We start from the raw sequence: 18,450 nt of genomic DNA, 5'->3' as shown, positions 1-18,450 counted from the left end.
CAGATGCTTCTTTTTTAAAATACTTTGTCATACCACTCTTTTGCTTTTTCTACTTCACCCATCGTTAATTGATGCCCTCGATTTTCCCAATGCATTGTTACATTCGCGTTTGCATTTTCTAATAGTATCTTCAATTCCTCTGACTCTGCTGATGAACAAATTGGGTCATTTGTCCCAGCAACAATAAACACAGATTTCCCTGCTAAATTTGCTAATTGCATTCCTCTTCTTGGTACCATTGGGTGATGAAGCACAGCACCTTTCAATGCATTTTCGTAATGGAATAATAAGCTTGCTGCGATATTTGCCCCATTCGAATAACCGATAGCTACAATGTTATTTCTATCGAATTTATATTCTTTAGCCGCTTCATCTAAAAATTCATTTAATTCCTTCGTACGGAAAATTAAATCCTCTTCATCAAAAATGCCCTCTGCTAATCGGCGGAAGAAACGCGGCATCCCATTCTCTAACACATTTCCCCTAACGCTTAATACCGACGCTTCCGGATCAACTATTTCTGCAAGTGGTAGTAAATCTAATTCATTACCACCTGTGCCATGAAGTAATAACAACACTGGTTTTGACGTATCTTTTCCTTTTTGAAAAACATGTTTCATCATAATCCTGTTCCCCCTTCAATCACTTTAATCTAAATTTCTCACTTCAAATGGTAAAAGCGTTTGTTCAATCTGTTTTCTATGTTGTTCATATTGTTCCGGTAACTTTAATTCCTCACCCATCGTCTCTAACGATTCATCATGAGCGAAACCAGGAGGATCTGTTGCAATTTCAAATAAGATTTCACCATGTTCTCTAAAATAAATCGCGTTAAAATAATTTCGATCTTGTACAGGAGTTACGTGATATCCAAAACGCGACACATGCTCTTTCCAGTCTAGCTGATCAGCATCGTCACTCGCTCTCCAGGCAATATGATGAACTGTGCCAACGCCCATTTGGCCACGACCGATTGTTGATAATTTCAAATCAATAATATTTCCAATGTCAGCAGAAGAACGGAATCGAACAAATTCACCCTCTTCTCCAATTTTCTCAAGACCCATAATATGTTCTAACAATTCAGCTGTTTTTTGAGGCTGTGTAGATAAAAGAACAGCACCTCCAAACCCTTTAATTGCTACTTCTGGTGTAACTTCTCCAAAACTCCAATTATTTAATTCGCCTTTTTCTCTTTCAACTAATTCTATATGCAAACCATGCGGATCATCAAATTCTAAATACTGCTCTCCAAAACGAGTCATTTTTGTATACGAAACATCGAATTTTTCTAATCTATTTTCCCAAAACTCCATTGCACCTTTTGGTACAACGTAAGACGTAATTCCTACTTGACCATCTCCAATAATACCTTGACGAGCACCTGCCCATGGGAAAAACGTAATAATTGTTCCAGGCTTTCCTCCTTCATTTCCAAAATAAAGATGGTACGTACCTGGATCATCAAAATTCACTGTTTGTTTCACTAAACGTAACCCCAATACACCAGCATAAAAGTCTACATTTTCTTGTGGATGCCCTACAATCGCTGTAATATGATGGATTCCCATTGTTTTCTTTTCCATTTCTTCCACTCCTTTTTTATTTCATTATAAAAATTCTTTTACATTTAAATTCATTATTCATTTTGTCCATGCTACAAAGTAAAATCCGTCATTATAATTTTATCTCGAATTCGAGATATTAATCACAAAATTACGTATCGGCGTCTAACCTATTGGATTATCTCGAATTCAAGATAATTCACAAAAAATATTTGTTCGATTTATAACCATAATAAATTTTCATTATGAACATTATTTATCTCGAACTCAAGATTTATTATAAGTTACTTATTTTTTATTGTCAATAAATCCTTACTTTCATTTTTCTTGTTTTCACTTATGGTTCCCTACCTTAACAAACATTTTTTGTTCTTTCAAGTGAACGAGCACTTTTCATTACATGTGAAAACCTTTATAAACGCCTTTATCCCAGTGGATTACAATGATTTTTCAAGAAATTAAAGTAATAATATTCAGAAAATTAAAGAGGGTTTTTTCACACCTTATTTTCATTCCATTACCCGATAAATTTTAAAAACTAAAAGCCATACAAATGTATGACTTTTAGCTTATTGATGTCTCAAATTTCGCTTTCTCTACATATACTTTACGAAATTTCATATAGCATCCAATACGCCAAGGTACTATATAACAAACCGCAAGAGTGTAGAAAAGAATGCCGATTGACTTTGGATCTAGACCTTGTAAATGTCTTCTAAAATAAGCACGTAAAAGAACGATAACTAAAAATGTAGCAATAAAAGCGATACTTTTTTTTGCATAAATTTGACCATCTTCTCTGACTTCATACCCACTTAAAATAATAAGTGGAATTGATAATAACAGTCCGATCCCAGCAGCTATACCAATTTGCCAACCAGCAAGTTGTATCGGTGCTGCGTATAAAGAAAAACCTGGTAATAAAAAGAATAATGGCAATAGTAGTCGTCTTCCTTTATTATTAATTGGTCGATTCATAGAGCGCATGCGTCTAAATATAACGAGCCCTATGACGAGTAAAAAAATTGTAATACTGTACGAACCTTGCTGCAAGTGAATCTCTCCCTAAAAATAGTCATTTTCAAAAATACTTCCCTATTATACTCCTAATTTTTCCAAAAATATGATTATTCCTCTAAAAAATCTTACATATCAAATATACTTTTAGGTTTGATTTACTATAGGAAACAATTCCGAAAGTGGAACTACTCTCCCCACCTCGTCTTTAAACACAATATGCTCTCTAGTTAAATGGCGCGGGCTCTTCACTCCCGCCGCTGCCGCTAATGAAAATAAACTATATCTCATACTAATAATATAATTCATGACTCGCCACTTCTTCTCATACGGATCTAACGCTTTTTGATAATGCGGATTCGTCGTGGCTACACCAGATGGACATTGGCCAGAATTACATTGAAGGGCCATAATACAGCCGCTTGCCATCATAAATCCGCGGGCTGAACTTACAGCATCCGCCCCAATCGCTAAAGCAATCGCCACTTTATCTGGTGTGATTAATTTACCCGATGCAAATACTTTAAACTTGTTACGGACACCATAATGGTTTGCTGTATCAATAAATGTAAGTAATGCTGGAATAAGCGGCAGTCCCATACAATCTGCCATCGATTTATACGTTGCCCCTGACCCGCCTTCTGAACCGTCGATTGTAATAAAATCTGGGTAAATGTTTAGTTCTTTCATTGTTTTTATTAAATCTTCCAAAGGCTCCTGCTGACCAATTACAATTTTCATTCCAACTGGTTTACCGCTGTTTTCTTGCAACTGTTGAATAAAACAAAGTGTATCCGCTGCATTCTTTAAAAATGAAAATCGATTCGGTGAATTAATCGTCTCTCCCTTTCGGACGTTGCGAACAAAAGCAATTTTCTCATTTACTTTTTGTCCCTCTAAATGACCACCACGTATTTTAGCACCTTGCCCAAATTTCAATTCGAATGCTCTAATATTACTTTCTTTCGCTTTCTCCATGAATTTTCCCATTGAAAAATTACCGTCTTCATCACGGTATCCAAATAACCCTGGACCAATTTGCGCAACGATATTCGCTCCTGTATGTAAATGTTCTGGAATAACGCCACCTTCACCCGTATTAATCCACGATCCGCCTGCCATTTTTGCTCCAAAACCACTCGCTAAAATATAATTTTCTCCAATCGCACCGTAAGAAGTCGCAGATGCACCAAACATGCCATGTAGCTTCCACGGATATTTACGGTTCTCACCGACTATAATTGCATCATCTTCTTCGTACAGCCAAAGATTCGTTGTATCCGCTGTCAATTTTTCTCTTCTTGAAAATAACCCTTCTTTATGAATCACGTACTTTTTACCTTCCCGCTCTTGCGTGAGATTCACACTTAATTCCTCAGTTAATATCGGAAATAATGTATTAGCAATATAATATCCAGAAGCTTCAAAATCTCGTTTTGATCCAAAACCAAGTATTTCAGAGCGATATTTCGCTAAAAACATAACACTTTGAAAATCATAACGTGAGAAAGGCTTTCCATCCGTATCATGATCAAACCAATATTGTCGAAATTCAGGCCCTATCTTTTCCAGTAAGTAGCGCATTCTTCCTAAGTACGGATGTAATTTTAAAATAGAATGGTGTGTTCGTTTTTTTATAAAAAATGTAATGATAAAAAAGACGATTAAAAGCAACATTAAAAATAGTAATATACTAATAATAACGAGTAGCGTTTCACTCATCCCGCTTCCCCCTATGAAGTTCCATAATAAAAGGAGAACACTCGACGTGCTCTCCTTTTATCTTTATTCATACTAACGTAGCAAGATGCTCTTTCGCGTCATATTCAACTAAACTTTCAGCGTGTTTAATTCGATGAACAAAGTCTGGATTAGCAATTAACGGTCTTCCGAATGCCGCTACATCAATCGTTCCTTCTTGCAACGCTTCTTCGGCCTCTTTCGGATTTAAATTACCAACCCCAACAATCGTACCATCCCAATATTTTCTTACTAGTTGATGAAAATTCTTTCCATCAGCAATCTCTTGCGTATAATTCATCGTTGAAGGATGGATCATCGTTAGCCCAACCTCTTTAAACATATTTATGAACGTTTCAATTGCAAACTCAGGGTTTTCCCACATATAAGTAGGATTATCACCTTTGAAAGCAGAGAAACGAAGAAGTGTTTTATTAGCTCCAACAGCTTCTATTACAGCCGCCGTTACTTCTTTCATAAACGTTAACCTTTGTTTTAAATCACCGCCATATTTATCTGTTCGCTTATTCGCAAACTCATACGTAAATTGATCGATTAAATATCCGTGTGCACCGTGAATTTCTACTCCATCAAATCCAGCTTCGATCGCATTTTTCGCAGCTTGTGCGTATTGACCGATCACTTCTTGTATTTCTTCTAACGTCATTGCTTCTGGCGTATCAAACGGTTTACGAAAGCGTGGAACATTCCCCTCTGCAGCGATAGCCGACGGTGCTTGTGGCATTTGACCACCAATTATTTCATGATGACTCATACGCCCAACATGCCATATTTGAGCAATAATCGTCCCGCCTTCTTTATGTACTGCCTCTGTAACAGGTTTCCAAGAATCGATTTGTTCTTGTGTATAAATACCTGGTACTCCTGGGTTTCCTTTTGCTCTCGGACTAATGACAATTCCTTCTGTAATAATTAGTCCAATTCCATCCGCAGCACGTTTTCTGTAGTACTCCACTACATCAGCACCAACTGCTCCAGTCTCATTATCTGCAAAGCATCTTGTCATCGGTGCCATCGCTATACGATTACGAAGAGACCAAGTTCCAACTTGAATTGGATCAAACAACTTTGTTTCTTCAACGTTTTCAAAAAATCCCCCAGCATTTACATTTGTTCCTTCATAAATACTCGCTGCTTTATTACTTGAACTTGTCATTTTTCTTCCCCCTAAAAAATCTTACTATAATCGCATCATACTTACTTTTAGATAGTAACGTCAATTTTTACGACTTTACAATAAAAAATTCGAATATCCAAAAAACAAAATGCTATAAATAATATTAAAAAGGTTTCCTTAGGAGGAAACCTTTTTTGTTGACCATATATGGCTGTCAATTCGTTTATCTCTTTAATAAAAAACACCTTATCAATAGAAGTGAAAATGGTTCGGTATTCTTCTAAAAATAATAACTTATATACCTAAAACAATGAAAGCCCTACCTCTCTTTCATCCTTACGGCTCCTCGTCCGTGCCAGTGTGAATCAGGATTGCAAAAATCAAGTAACTATTTTATCGAAGTATTCAATTAAACTTCGAACATTCATAAATGAAATTAAAAAATAAAAATGGATTTGATTGTAGTAATAACAATAGAGGTAATGCTCTAAAAGTGGTTTGAAAGAGTTGAATGTCTTTGAAATGATAAATTTTCTATAATTATGTTCCCAAAAAATTCAAGATCTTTTTTGGGATATAATACATTATTTGTAATGAACCTTAACAAAAGCTTTTTATCTGATTTTCTGTGATACCTTCAATTAATCCCAGTTCACTAATCAAAAATTCATATGCGTTATCTAACATCTTCTTTTCGCTTGCATTAAGTGCTTTTTCTTTCTGTATACGCATTAAATCACGTACAACTTCAGCACCTTCTTGCATTTTACCCGTCTTTATTTTATCAGTGTTCAATTTATACCTTTGTTTCCACGTAAGTAATCTATCTGATTCCCCATGTTGAAAAATATCCATTATGTGTGCTAATGCGGTTATATCCGTAACTGGTCGTATATTCGAATTCAATATTCTCCCTGCTGGAATCATTAGTTCCATATTACTAGCCGACATTTTTATAACATAATACTGTTGTTTTTCTCCTGAGATTTCCTTCTCTTCTATGGCTTTAATTATACCTGCTCCCTGCATTGGATAAACAATGTTATCGCCAATTTGAAACAAATAATCCACCTCCATATATGGTAACCTTCTCAAGCTTAACACACTTTTAGTTTTTTAGCAAAATTTTTATTTTATCATAAAATTATTTTACGCGTCAATACTTAAGAAGCAAGAAATTAAATTTACACAATACACTATAAAAATCGCAATTCCATTAACGGTTCCACATACATTCATTCTCCTTTAACACAAAAACACATCACTACATTTCAGTAGTGATGTGTTTTTGATAAAGCATAAATATCTACTTTTCCGTCTATATACTAACCTGCTTACTAACCGTTTCCCTCGCTAAAAGAAAACTCATAATCACTTGCGCTGCTACTCTACTCGTCATATCTCTGAAATCAAGAGTTGGATCAATCTCTACTATATCCATCCCTTGAACGAGCAGTTCTTTACCAAGGAATTCAATCGCATCTAGTAAAGTCGTACTATCCATCCCACCAGGCCCAATTGCTGGACAACCTGGTGCAAACGCTTGGTCTAGCACATCCATATCAAGAGAAATATAAATAGAAGTCACACCTTGATTTCTTAATATTTCAATACTTTCCGTGATAATATCTTTTATTTCTCGCTCTCGTACGTCTTTCATTGTATACACTGTTACACCATGCTCTATTGCATATTCATGGTACGCACGTGCATTAGAAAAATTACGAATTCCAATTTGAACAAGTTGTTTCCCTGCAATGACATCATTTTCTAGTAAACTACGGAATGGTGTACCATTTGATGGGCCTCCATCATCTAAATTACGTAAATCATGATGAGCATCAAATTGAATAATTCCGACCTTTCCTTTACTGTTTGCAAAACCTGTTATACTCGGAAAACTAATCGAGTGGTCACCGCCAAGAACGATTGGTATCATGTTCGGGTTTACTTTCGTTACATGCCCAACTGTTTTCGCAATTCGTTTATGACTTTCTTTTATATCCGTCACATGCATCGTAATATCGCCGCAATCATATAAGACACTTTCTTTCATATCGTGTTCTTCTGTAATTGCATATGTGCTATATGCATCTAACATCGCACGAATTGTCTTTGGAGCAAAACTTGCTCCTGAATGACTAATAGATGGTTTAGAAAGGGGTGCTCCAATTAAGGCAGCACCGAATATTTCTACGCCTTCCTCCCAATCTTTAATCATCTCACTCCACTTTGTCACTTCACGATCAATAAACTTTGCATTTTTCTTTAAATAGTGGCCGTGCTCCACGATTGTTCACCTCTTGTATATGCAATATTACCATTCTTCCATACTGTATTCACATGACTTACGCCGTAATGATACGGTACGTAAGCATAATTGTAAGCATCCCATAAAACTAAATCTGCCTTACGACCAACTCTAATTTTCCCAGCTACATCACCGCGGTTAATGGCATATGATGAGTTAACTGTTACGGCATTCCAAACTTCTTCTGGTGTCATTTTCAGTTTTAGCATCGCAATGCTCATAATAAGCTGAATATTTTCAGTTGGACAGCTACCTGGGTTAAAGTCTGTAGCCAACGCAACTGCAACACCTTCATCAATCATTTTACGACCACGAGCAAAGCTTTCTTTATTTAAATAGAAAGTTGTTCCTGGTAATAAAGTTGCTACTGTATTAGAATTTGCAAGCATTTCAATTCCTTTATCAGAAGCACCAACTAAATGGTCCGCTGATGCTGCACCGATTTCTGCCGCTGCTTCCGCACCACCAAGAGGGTCGATTTCATCTGCATGAATTTTCACATCAAAGCCAAGCTCTTTCGCTTTTAATAAAAATTCTTTTGATTCTTCTACAGAGAACACACCTGTTTCACAGAAAATATCAACGAACTCCGCTAATTGCTTCTCTTTCATTTCTGGTAGTAGGTCTAACATCCATTGTAAAAATTCTTTCGATCTACCTTTATACTCTTTCGGAACTGCATGAGCACCTAAAAATGTTGAAACTAAATCGATCGGATGCTCTTTTTGTAATTGTGCTGTTGCCTCTAATTGTTTCCATTCCGTCTCATCATCTAATCCGTAACCACTCTTCGCTTCTACAGTAGTAACTCCGAAAGATAGCATACGGTCTAAATGGAATTTCGCTTTTTGAACAAGTTCTTCTTTCGACGCCTGTTTCGTTGCATTTACAGTTGAAAGTATGCCTCCGCCTTGTTCTAAAATTTCTAAGTACGGAACTCCTTGTAGTTTTAGTGCGATTTCATTTTCACGAGATCCACCAAATACAAGATGAGTATGCGGGTCAACAAGACCAGGAGAAACCATTTTCCCGCCGCAATCAATAACTTCTCTCGCTTGTAATCCTTTCGCTTCTTCCGCTGTTCCAACGAAAGTAATTACACCATTTTCAATTCCAACCGCACCGTTTTCGATAACAGGAAGCGTGTTCATCGCTTCCCGTCTTAACAAGCCATCTTCTTGATCCATTGTTAGTAATTGACCGATATTTATTAGTAAAGTGTCCAGCATGTTTTCTCCTCCTTATTTCATCATCGGAATGTTAACGCCTTTTTCTTTCGCAGTTTCCACAGCTAAGTCATACCCTGCATCCACGTGACGAACAACACCCATACCAGGGTCAGAAGTTAATACGCGCTCAATTCGTTTTGCTGCTGCTTCTGTTCCATCTGCAACGATAACCATTCCCGCATGAAGTGAATAACCCATACCAACGCCACCACCGTGGTGAACAGATACCCAGCTTGCACCGTTTACACTATTAATTAATGCATTTAAAATTGGCCAGTCAGCTACTGCATCACTACCATCTTTCATCGCTTCTGTTTCACGGTTTGGAGATGCTACTGATCCACAATCTAAATGGTCACGACCGATAACGATTGGTGCTGATAATTCACCATTTGCAACCATTTCATTAATGATGCGACCAAATTTCGCACGCTCACCGTAACCAAGCCAACAAATACGTGATGGAAGCCCTTGGAATTCAACTTGTTGACGTGCCATACGAATCCAGTTACATAAATGTTCATTATCAGCGAACTCACGTAAAATTACTTCGTCTGTTTTATAAATATCTTCTGGATCACCAGAAAGTGCTACCCAGCGGAATGGTCCTTTTCCTTCGCAGAATAATGGACGGATAAATGCTGGAACGAATCCTGGGAAATCGAATGCATTTTTCAAACCTTCATCGAAAGCAACTTGGCGAATGTTATTTCCGTAATCAAATGTAATTGCGCCTTTTTCTTGCATAGCAAGCATTGCTTCCACATGTTTTGTCATACTTTCTTTTGATAATTGTACGTAGCGTTCTGGATCTTCTTCACGAAGTTTCGCTGCTTCTTCTAATGTGTAGCCTACTGGAATATAACCGTTTAATGGATCATGAGCAGATGTTTGATCTGTAACTAAGTCTGGTGTAATATTGCGCTTCACTAGTTCTGGTAAAATTTCTGCCGCATTTCCTAATAAACCAATAGAAATCGGTTCTTTCTTCTCTTTATACTCGTTCGCAACCGTTAACGCTTCTTCTAATGATTCTGTATACATATCACAGTATCTCTTTTCAATACGACGATCGATGCTGCGCTTATCAACATCAATAGCAATGACAACACCGCCGTTCATCGTTACAGCAAGAGGTTGTGCACCACCCATACCACCTAAACCAGCAGTAAGTGTTAATGTACCTTTTAATGAACCATCGAAATGTTGACGAGCTGCTTCACCAAATGTTTCATATGTTCCTTGTAGAATCCCTTGCGTTCCAATGTAAATCCAGCTACCAGCTGTCATTTGTCCGTACATCATAAGACCTTTTTTCTCTAGTTCTCGGAAGTGATCCCAGTTTGCCCATTTCGGTACTAAGTTTGAGTTCGCTAACAGAACGCGAGGTGCATCTTCATGTGATTTAAAAATGGCAACTGGCTTTCCTGATTGAACAAGTAACGTTTCATCGCTTTCTAACGTTTTTAATGAATCTACAATCGCCTGATAACTTTCCCAGTTACGAGCTGCACGGCCAATTCCGCCATATACAACTAATTCTTCTGGTTTTTCAGCAACTTCAGGATCTAAATTGTTCATTAACATACGAAGTGCAGCTTCTTGCACCCACCCTTTCGTTTGTAACTCTGTACCTCTTGGCGCGCGAATTGTTTGTTGTACTTTTTCCATTTCAATCTCTCCCTTTTCTCATTTTATAGTGCTGCGTTTACATCTAATCTTTCTTTTATCGAATAATTCGTTTTTAACCAATGCGCAATATTTTCAATATCTGTTGAGAATATACGGTCATTTTTAATAGATGGCACCTGCTGACGACCTTGATGGTAGAAGCTCTTCGTCACTGTACTCATGTTTTCAATTCCGCGATATTCTGCTGCTTGCATCGCACAAATCATCTCAATAGAAAGAACACGTCTTGCATTTTGAATAATCTGATGTGCATGGCGTGAAGCAATTGTTCCCATACTTACATGATCTTCTTGGTTAGCAGAAGACGGAATTGAATCTACACTCGCCGGATGTGCCAACGTTTTATTTTCAGAAACTAGTGACGCTGCAGCATATTGCATAATCATTGCACCAGACTGAAGTCCTGGTTCTGGACTTAAAAATGGTGGTAAATCATTTAATTGCGGATTCACTAAACGCTCAATACGGCGCTCCGAAATATTTGCAAGTTCTGCCATTCCTACTTTTAAGAAGTCCATCGCAAACGCAATCGGTTGACCATGGAAATTCCCGCCCGAAATTACTTTTTCCCCACCATCAAAGATAAGCGGATTATCTGTTGCTGCATTCATTTCAATTTCTAATTTTTCTTTCACATAATTTAAAACTTGCCAAGAAGCACCGTGTACTTGCGGGATACAGCGAAGTGAATAGGCATCCTGTACACGTAGTTCTCCTTGTTTTGTTGTTAATTTACTATCATGAAGAATGTCACGAATTCTGCTCGCTACTTCCACTTGCTCTTTATAACCACGTGCTTTATGAACATTTTCATCAAATGCATCAATAATGCCTTGTAACCCTTCAATTGTCATCGAAGCAATTAGTTCAGCTTGATACGCCGTTGCTTCTGCTTCTATATAAGAAAGAACTCCTTGTGCTGTCATCGCCTGCGTACCATTAATTAACGCAAGACCTTCTTTTGCTTCAAGTTCAATTGGCTCAAGCCCTTCTTCTGTAAGAGCAACCATTGCATGAACGCGTTTCCCCTTATAGAACACTTCACCTTCGCCTAATAATACGAGCGCAAGATGAGATAAAGGTGCTAAATCGCCACTTGCACCAAGTGAACCTTGTTGCGGAACGACTGGATGAATTTTACGGTTTACAAACTCAAGAAGCATATTTACAACAAGCGGCCTAACACCAGATACTCCTTTAAGCATCGTGTTCGCTCGTAAAATTAACATTCCACGCGATACTTCTTCCGGGAATGGATCACCAATCCCACATGCATGTGACTGAATTAAATTATGTTGAAGTGCCTTTACATCATCTTTTTGGATAAGCACATCACTAAACTTTCCAAATCCAGTTGTAATTCCGTAAACGACTTTTCCGTCCTCTACAATTTTCTCAACTACTTCGCGGCACTCCGCTACCTTTTGCATACTAGTTGGACAAGCTGTTACACCTTCTCCTTCCAGTAATAACCTCTTCATTTCTTCAACTGTCAATGTATGTCCTGTTAACGTAATCATCATTTTTCCTCCTTAAAAAGGCAAAAGGGGACCTTATCTTTTTAAGACAGACTTCTGTCCTAAAAAAGTAAGGCCCCCTTCTAACTAATAGACTATGGGCAAATCATATGTGATTAATTCCTAAACCAATCGCCTCATGCTCAGATCCTTTTACAGGTGCACCAATCGTTCCATATAATGCAACAGCAACCCATTCGCCTTCTTTTTTTCCGTCGTATGGTGTACCGCGCACAATCGCAAAACGAAGTCCTACTGTACGAAGAACGTCTGCTAACTGAATTTGACCTCTCGTCACTCCGTACAAAGCTTCCATAATTGCATGATAAAGTGCATGTGTTTCTCTGTAAACGTCTGTTTCAATAACTTGGTTGCTTTTAGCCGCTGTTTCCATTGCTGCGACAACCTTTTGCGAATTCATCGAACCCACTTTCCCCGTACAATACTTCCAACCTTTTGGAATGGATAATACAGGACTTTCATTCTCATCCGCAAGTGCCAACAGCATGGCCATACGACCAATTCGATGTGTTCCTTGAAGAAGCATGTGACTCTCTCATTTCTTTTGAATTATTTGAATATTACTTAATTTAAGAATATATGAAAACGTTTAAATCGTCAATAGTTTAAACTCACATTCAAACAATTTTTTCATCCCCTCCATTTGTGTACACAAATTATTTACACAATTTTTCCAAGCATGCTATAGTCTCATTAACAGATGCAAAGGGGCGAAATTTCAGTGACAAAACGAAAAGATATTCATTTTCGAATTGAAGAGAAATTACTTAAAAGGTTTGAATCAGCACTCCATTACGAAGGTTTAAAGAAAACAGATGTATTAACACATGCAATCCAACAATTTTGCACAAAGGTGGAATGTGACAAAATGAATGATGTAAAACGTCAGTATAACGTTAGCAACCATTTACAAACACGCATCGACACACATACACATTACGAAGAAAAACACGTAGATTTAGATAAGATCGTCATTGAACATTTACAACTTCAAGGGGAAGAAAACATATTAGAGGTTGGGTGCGCTAGTGGAAAATTCCTTTCCCTTTTACAAACAAATGGTCATAAAGGCCCATTAACCGGGTTTGATCAATCCGAAGCTATGCTTGCTGAAGCTGCTAAAACAAATAACTTAATAGAATGGAAACGAGGGGATGCTAGTAAACTTCCTTTCGAAACAAATTGTTATGACCTAATAATTGCAAGACATATGTTATACCATGTGAAAGATGTTGAAAAAACGATTCAAGGATTCCATAAAGTAATTCGTCCTGGCGGAACACTTTTAGCTACAACAAATTCTAGCGTTACACTACCTCGTATAGTTGAAATGTGTAACCGTATGTTAGACGCATTTGATTTACCGAAAACAACATCATCAGTCACTCCATTTTGTTTAGAAAACGGTAAAGAGATATTACAATCTATTTTTCCAACTGTTGAAGAAACAGTTATTCATAATGCTCTCGTTTTTCATCATGCTACTCCGATTGTAAACTATATTTCTAGCATGTTTCCGTCGCTAAATATACCTGATAATACATACCTTCACGCGGAAATGAAGGTATGGCTAAAAGAAGAAGTAGAAAATGAATTGTCACTTCATAACGGTATATGGCGTGACCCAAAAACGTTAGCCATTTATCGATGTCAAAAAGAAAAAAGCTAGCATTTGCTAGCTTCTACACGTTTTCTCGTAAAAGTTTCTCCATTACTACATTGCCTTTACCACAATAAAAATCTGTATTATGTTCGTCTGCCACTCCAAAATAAGAGGCAATTACTATTCCAAATGGTACAAATGCATGCCCTTGTGCTGTAATGATATTTGAGTGTTTCACAACTTCTTCATACACGAAATTTTCTACTGGAAAACAATCAAATTTTTGATAATCTATAGTCGCAGTATAAGAAATCCCTTTAAATAACCCTGCTTTTGCTAGTGCATACGGTCCAGCACAAATTGCCGCCACTAATTTTTCTTGTTCATGAAATTGACGAATGATTGAAAAAAGAGGTTTTGCATCTTCCAACTGTCCTTCTTCTCCACCTGGAATAAGTATCCCCTCATACTCATCTACACGTACTTCACTTACTTCTATATGCGGCTGCACTTGCAATCCAGTTTCACTTATAACCAATTCTTTAGTTAAGCCCGCTGTAATGATTTCATATTTATTTTTCAGCAATGCCGTTGCTACTGTTATTTCAAACTCTGCAAATGTTGGGTATACAAATAAAAGTATTTTTTTCATAGCTCTCTCTCCTTTAACCAGTCCATAAAATATACCTCTAAATCGTCCACTGTTAATCTATTCGTGTCCACATAAGTTACAGGAAATTGTTTATACCAGTCTTTTTCAGTTTCTACTAATTTAAATTGCTCCGCAAACGTACTTCTGTTTCTTGTTCTATCATTATTTTTTCTATCATATACATTCTTTTTCGTAACATCTAAGTAAAAAATCACATCCGAACGGCATGCTCTTAATTTATATAATTCATCTTTCAATTCAGTTTCTATATCCCACTCTTCTCCTATAATCGTTGGATAAAAGAGTGTAAAAAACTCAATGTCTTCTGGTCCGCGATCAAAAATTACGACTGAATCTTTCACATTTTGAAACTCCTTTATTTTTGCTTCCATAAACATTTTTTGATTCATAATAAACCCTACTTTTGAATTCATATCTAAATTCAATTTTTTTCGCTTCTCTACAATTGGATATGGATTTTCATATATAACTCGAAACCCTCTCTTTTCTAACCTTTTTGCTAATGTTGTTTTTCCGCTAGCCATCGGCCCTTGCAGTGAAATTACGTATGCCACACCTCTCATTCCCTTACACTTTAGTACACCTATAATATACAGAATCTTGAAAACTCTCAACATTATATATATCATCTTGTTTCTTATTCATATCTAACTTATAATGAAAAATAGAGATTATGACGGACGCATCAATAATGTAAGCTTGGAAATCCAAGCTTACATTATTTTTTGCTTTCTCTTTTCTAATAAAAAGAGTATACTAGATTAGAACGTATGTTCTTAATAATTACATACAGTAAGGAGATAGAACAATGGTATACGACACAAAAGCAATTTCTTGGAATGAATCTTTAAAACAACTTCAACGCCGCTATACACACAAACAAGTTGACCGAAAAGAATTTGAGGATATTGAACTGATGGAATTCTTCCGCGATAACGACTACATTTCTTTACCTACACATATAAGCGGCCTATCAAAAACACGTTTTACTTCTTACTCTATTTTCACAACTGAAGATAAAGATCGTAAAGTTGGCACACTTATTATTGAGTATGTTGAAGACGATAATAATAATTTATGTGTTGAACAACTATACTTCGTTTAAACTATAACGCTTGGTCAAAATGACCAAGCGTTCTTGCTTTCTATGAATCTCACTGTATATAATATGAATAAAAGAAAACCGCTATCATTAAGGGGGGATATGCTTGCTCGAAGGATGGTTCAGTTGGTTCATTGTATTATGGACGGTTATTTTGTTAGGGCTTATGTCTATCGGTGGATACTTTATGTTCAGAAAATTCCTGAAACGATTACCAAAAGAAGACGGCATGTCCATTTTGGATTGGGAAGAACACTACATAAATAAAACGAGACATTTATGGGCTGATGAACAAAAACAATTGTTAGAAGAGCTTGTAAGTCCTGTTCCAGAACTATTTCGTGATGTTGCAAAATCAAAGATTGCTGGAAAAATCGGGGAACTTGCATTACAAGAGAATGCCTCTCAAATTACACAAGACTTAATTATTAAGGGATATATCATTGCCACACCAAAGCGTGATCATAAATTTTTAATAAAAAAACTACAAGAAAAAAAGATTGATTATTCTAACTATCAATCTTTACTAACAAAATACCCCTCATGAAAAAAAGATTGCTAACTTATAGCAATCTTTTTTAACTTACAGTTACAGATTTTACGGCTGTTAATCTAGCTTCTGCTAAATCTATTTGCAAACCGACCGCACTCGTATAAATCGTATCGCCTGTACCTGTAATGTTGACTTGTGTAGATGTCGTATTTGGTGCAATTGATCCTGTTGCATTTACATTTGTAATATCAAATTCAGCTCTCGCATTTGCATTTGTAGTTGTCCCCGAAAAATTCCGATCTGCAAAACTACCAATTGTATTTAAATTCCCGTTAATATCATTCACTTGCCCTCTAAAAAAGTTCCCCGATGGATTATTCGGTCCCGTTAATGTCACAGAGTTCAATTGAAAGTTATCACCTGTAAAATTTGGATCACCATTCACCGCCATTACAAAAGCTCTTGCTGTCACCGTCCCTGTAGCCGGTGTGAAAAATCCAGAAAGTATTTGTGGTGTACCTGATAATAAAAAACCTGGGAATAAACTCACATTTCTCATCGGGTATGAGGAATCACGATATACAACAATCAACGACCATCCTGCACCATAACCAACTGGCTGACGCGTAGGTAATCTTGTTACGCTATATCTACCTGCTGCTCGATTAGGTAACCCTTGTAGTAAAGATGTAACGTCTGCCGCTCTGTTATATACATTGGCTATAAAAGGTAAATTCGTCCCTTCTGATGACCATGCCGAATTAATTGTCACTTGTGTACTCGTTCCATCAGGCGTAACTAGATTTGGAGGATTCGCATCAACAACAGCAGTTGTAACAGCCGTATCCAATCCACCTGACCAAACAAGTAATGCAAAATCCACAACCGCCGTAGCTGGAACAATAGTAGTTGACGGATTTAATTCAGCCCATGATCCATCTAATGTCCAATCATTTGTCGTACCTCCAAATGTATTTGGATCAGTTGATGAGGGTACTCCTCCAAAAGTTAAGTCAGTATTTAATGTAATAAGTGCATTGTAAGCAAAATTTGTATTTGCAGTACCACGCATTCCTATCGTATTGCCTGTGTGCATCATAAATAAGTTATCATTTTTACCGTAAGCTTGAACAAAAGCCAATAGAACTCACTCCTATTAGGATAAAAATTTTTATTAACTTTTCCTATTATTTCAACTTACAGTTACTGATTTTGTAGCTGTTAAACGTGCCTCTGCTAAATCTATTTGCAAACCAACAGCACCAGCGTAAATATAATCGAATGTATTTGGGATATTAACCGTAGTAGAAGTGGATGCAGCTGTTAATACGCCATTTGCAGGTACATTTGTCACATCAAATTCCGCACGACGGTTAGTCGCAGAAGTACCAATTGGCATATTTCTATCCCCAAAACTTCCAACTGTATCTAAATTTCCTAAATAATTATTTACCTGTGAAGCAAAAAAGTTGTTTATTAAATTATTAGGTCCTGAAAGTCCAGTACCATTTAAGTTAAATCTATCACCTGTCGCATCTGTATCACCATTAATTGCCATTGTAAATACACGAGCAGTAACCGGCGATACAGCTGGAGTGATGAAATTTGAAATCGTCGCTGTCTCACCCAATGTAGAAATAAGTAAACCAGTATATAAACTAACATTCCTGACAGGATATAAATTATCACGATACACAACAACTAATGCCCATCCTACTCCTGTCCCTTGCGCTGGTGGATTTGCCGTTGGTATTCTCTCTACAAAATAATCTCCTGTTGCTCGGTTCGAAAGTCCCTGTAAAATACTTGTTACATTTGCAGCACGTGTATAAATGGTACCTTGAAATGTGCCGCTCGATCTAGTCTCTCCCCATGTTGGAACACTTGTAATTGTATGGATAACTCCATCTGGCGTTTGAAGAGTAGGCATATTATTATTTACCACTGTCTCTGTCACAGTTGCACTCAATGTTCCTTGCCATACTAGCATTGCAAAGTCTACAGTTGCTGTTGCTGGTACATCTGTTAATGAAGGATTAAGCCTTGCCCAAGAACCATTTAATGTCCAATCATTTGTCGTTCCTGCAAAAGTTAATGGATCTGCCGAAGAAGGAACTCCTGCAAAACTTAAACTTGTATCTCTTGTTATTAATGCATTGTACTGATAAGCCGTCGCTGTTGTAATACCACGCATACCAACTGTATTCCCTGTGTGTGCCATAAATAAAGAGTCCGTTTTCGTATATGTTTGTACAAAAGCCAATAATTCCACTTCCCTTCCATATAAAATAAATATTTATTCGCTATTTCATTTAATGCGAACAAGGAAAAAAAGTTACATTTGTATAC

18 protein-coding genes are annotated in these 18,450 nt (G+C 36.9%); 3 read left to right on the top strand and 15 right to left on the bottom strand.

From position 1 onward, the window contains the following. Nucleotides 1-14: 14 nt before the first annotated feature. The 11 genes from AU379_RS06130 to hutP all read right to left on the bottom strand — a co-directional run bounded on the left by AU379_RS06130 (nucleotide 15) and on the right by hutP (nucleotide 12,756). A complete protein-coding gene (locus AU379_RS06130; protein ID WP_030027185.1) occupies nucleotides 15-623 on the bottom strand; it encodes an alpha/beta hydrolase in 609 nt (202 codons plus the stop codon). A gap of 24 nt (nucleotides 624-647) precedes the next feature. Next, nucleotides 648-1,586, bottom strand: coding sequence for a ring-cleaving dioxygenase (locus AU379_RS06125; protein WP_000412731.1), 939 nt, complete (start codon nucleotides 1,584-1,586; stop codon nucleotides 648-650). Nucleotides 1,587-2,129: 543 nt separating this feature from the next. Next, nucleotides 2,130-2,618 (bottom strand): cytochrome c biogenesis protein CcdC, encoded by a 489-nt coding sequence (locus AU379_RS06120; protein WP_001183922.1) that lies wholly within the window; start codon nucleotides 2,616-2,618, stop codon nucleotides 2,130-2,132. 111 nt (nucleotides 2,619-2,729) lie between these two features. Then, nucleotides 2,730-4,304, bottom strand: coding sequence for an FMN-binding glutamate synthase family protein (locus AU379_RS06115; RefSeq protein ID WP_000005161.1), 1,575 nt, complete (start codon nucleotides 4,302-4,304; stop codon nucleotides 2,730-2,732). A 67-nt stretch (nucleotides 4,305-4,371) separates the two neighbouring features. Beyond that, nucleotides 4,372-5,499, bottom strand: a complete 1,128-nt coding sequence (locus tag AU379_RS06110; RefSeq protein WP_000204590.1) for an alkene reductase — start codon at nucleotides 5,497-5,499, stop codon at nucleotides 4,372-4,374. A 561-nt stretch (nucleotides 5,500-6,060) separates the two neighbouring features. Beyond that, nucleotides 6,061-6,522 carry a CarD family transcriptional regulator gene (locus tag AU379_RS06105; RefSeq protein ID WP_170317877.1) on the bottom strand — a complete coding sequence of 154 codons (462 nt, stop codon included), beginning with the start codon at nucleotides 6,520-6,522 and terminating at the stop codon, nucleotides 6,061-6,063. 256 nt (nucleotides 6,523-6,778) lie between these two features. Beyond that, nucleotides 6,779-7,750, bottom strand: coding sequence for a formimidoylglutamase (gene hutG, locus AU379_RS06100; protein ID WP_000399825.1), 972 nt, complete (start codon nucleotides 7,748-7,750; stop codon nucleotides 6,779-6,781). Next, entirely contained in the window at nucleotides 7,729-9,000 is a 1,272-nt protein-coding gene (gene hutI / locus AU379_RS06095; RefSeq protein WP_000887540.1) for an imidazolonepropionase, read from the bottom strand. Before hutI ends, hutG begins: the two co-directional genes overlap by 22 nt. Nucleotides 9,001-9,012: 12 nt before the next feature. Further along, nucleotides 9,013-10,671: a urocanate hydratase gene (gene hutU / locus AU379_RS06090; protein WP_000416946.1), complete on the bottom strand. Its 1,659-nt coding sequence runs from the start codon at nucleotides 10,669-10,671 to the stop codon at nucleotides 9,013-9,015. 23 nt (nucleotides 10,672-10,694) lie between these two features. Further along, the gene (gene hutH, locus AU379_RS06085; RefSeq protein ID WP_000631875.1) at nucleotides 10,695-12,212 is read right to left on the bottom strand and encodes a histidine ammonia-lyase; all 1,518 of its coding nucleotides are present in this window, start codon (nucleotides 12,210-12,212) and stop codon (nucleotides 10,695-10,697) included. A gap of 103 nt (nucleotides 12,213-12,315) precedes the next feature. Continuing rightward, a complete protein-coding gene (gene hutP, locus AU379_RS06080; protein ID WP_000926516.1) occupies nucleotides 12,316-12,756 on the bottom strand; it encodes a hut operon transcriptional regulator HutP in 441 nt (146 codons plus the stop codon). Between the two features lie 195 nt (nucleotides 12,757-12,951). Between hutP and AU379_RS06075 the strand changes: the two genes are divergently transcribed. Then, entirely contained in the window at nucleotides 12,952-13,899 is a 948-nt protein-coding gene (locus tag AU379_RS06075) for a class I SAM-dependent methyltransferase (protein ID WP_061139009.1), read from the top strand. 13 nt (nucleotides 13,900-13,912) lie between these two features. Here AU379_RS06075 and AU379_RS06070 read toward each other — a convergent pair whose 3' ends face one another. Together AU379_RS06070 and AU379_RS06065 are read right to left on the bottom strand one after the other, a co-directional pair. Next, nucleotides 13,913-14,485 (bottom strand): DJ-1/PfpI family protein, encoded by a 573-nt coding sequence (locus AU379_RS06070; protein ID WP_061139008.1) that lies wholly within the window; start codon nucleotides 14,483-14,485, stop codon nucleotides 13,913-13,915. Beyond that, entirely contained in the window at nucleotides 14,482-15,069 is a 588-nt protein-coding gene (locus AU379_RS06065) for an AAA family ATPase (protein ID WP_002000475.1), read from the bottom strand. The genes AU379_RS06070 and AU379_RS06065 overlap by 4 nt, the downstream gene beginning before the upstream one ends. A gap of 245 nt (nucleotides 15,070-15,314) precedes the next feature. Here AU379_RS06065 and AU379_RS06060 point away from each other — a divergent pair, with 245 nt between their 5' ends. Together AU379_RS06060 and AU379_RS06055 are read left to right on the top strand one after the other, a co-directional pair. Continuing rightward, nucleotides 15,315-15,611, top strand: coding sequence for a hypothetical protein (locus AU379_RS06060; protein WP_000262397.1), 297 nt, complete (start codon nucleotides 15,315-15,317; stop codon nucleotides 15,609-15,611). A gap of 103 nt (nucleotides 15,612-15,714) precedes the next feature. Next, a complete protein-coding gene (locus tag AU379_RS06055) occupies nucleotides 15,715-16,155 on the top strand; it encodes a DUF2621 domain-containing protein (protein ID WP_000889372.1) in 441 nt (146 codons plus the stop codon). 31 nt (nucleotides 16,156-16,186) lie between these two features. On the opposite strand, the gene AU379_RS06050 is transcribed toward AU379_RS06055, so the two are convergent. Beyond that, the gene (locus AU379_RS06050) at nucleotides 16,187-17,242 is read right to left on the bottom strand and encodes a hypothetical protein (RefSeq protein WP_016118468.1); all 1,056 of its coding nucleotides are present in this window, start codon (nucleotides 17,240-17,242) and stop codon (nucleotides 16,187-16,189) included. Between the two features lie 51 nt (nucleotides 17,243-17,293). After that, on the bottom strand, nucleotides 17,294-18,364 hold the full coding sequence (locus tag AU379_RS06045) for a hypothetical protein (RefSeq protein WP_000896239.1): 1,071 nt from the start codon (nucleotides 18,362-18,364) through the stop codon (nucleotides 17,294-17,296). Between the last annotated feature and the right edge of the window lie 86 nt (nucleotides 18,365-18,450).

The organism is Bacillus sp. JH7 (genome assembly GCF_001563515.1).
Classification (GTDB): domain Bacteria; phylum Bacillota; class Bacilli; order Bacillales; family Bacillaceae_G; genus Bacillus_A; species Bacillus_A cereus.
The sequence above is the reverse complement of the archived record's forward strand: the minus strand, read 5'-3'. Positions and strand labels throughout refer to the sequence as shown.

Coding starts and splice junctions, on each gene's coding strand:
- hutH (WP_000631875.1), bottom strand. CDS start 12,212: ATGATTACGTTAACAGGACATACATTGACAGTTGAAGAAATGAAGAGG.
- hutP (WP_000926516.1), bottom strand. CDS start 12,756: ATGCTTCTTCAAGGAACACATCGAATTGGTCGTATGGCCATGCTGTTG.
- AU379_RS06115 (WP_000005161.1), bottom strand. CDS start 4,304: ATGAGTGAAACGCTACTCGTTATTATTAGTATATTACTATTTTTAATG.
- AU379_RS06065 (WP_002000475.1), bottom strand. CDS start 15,069: ATGAGAGGTGTGGCATACGTAATTTCACTGCAAGGGCCGATGGCTAGC.
- hutI (WP_000887540.1), bottom strand. CDS start 9,000: ATGCTGGACACTTTACTAATAAATATCGGTCAATTACTAACAATGGAT.
- AU379_RS06130 (WP_030027185.1), bottom strand. CDS start 623: ATGATGAAACATGTTTTTCAAAAAGGAAAAGATACGTCAAAACCAGTG.
- AU379_RS06060 (WP_000262397.1), top strand. CDS start 15,315: ATGGTATACGACACAAAAGCAATTTCTTGGAATGAATCTTTAAAACAA.
- hutU (WP_000416946.1), bottom strand. CDS start 10,671: ATGGAAAAAGTACAACAAACAATTCGCGCGCCAAGAGGTACAGAGTTA.
- AU379_RS06110 (WP_000204590.1), bottom strand. CDS start 5,499: ATGACAAGTTCAAGTAATAAAGCAGCGAGTATTTATGAAGGAACAAAT.
- AU379_RS06070 (WP_061139008.1), bottom strand. CDS start 14,485: ATGAAAAAAATACTTTTATTTGTATACCCAACATTTGCAGAGTTTGAA.
- AU379_RS06125 (WP_000412731.1), bottom strand. CDS start 1,586: ATGGAAAAGAAAACAATGGGAATCCATCATATTACAGCGATTGTAGGG.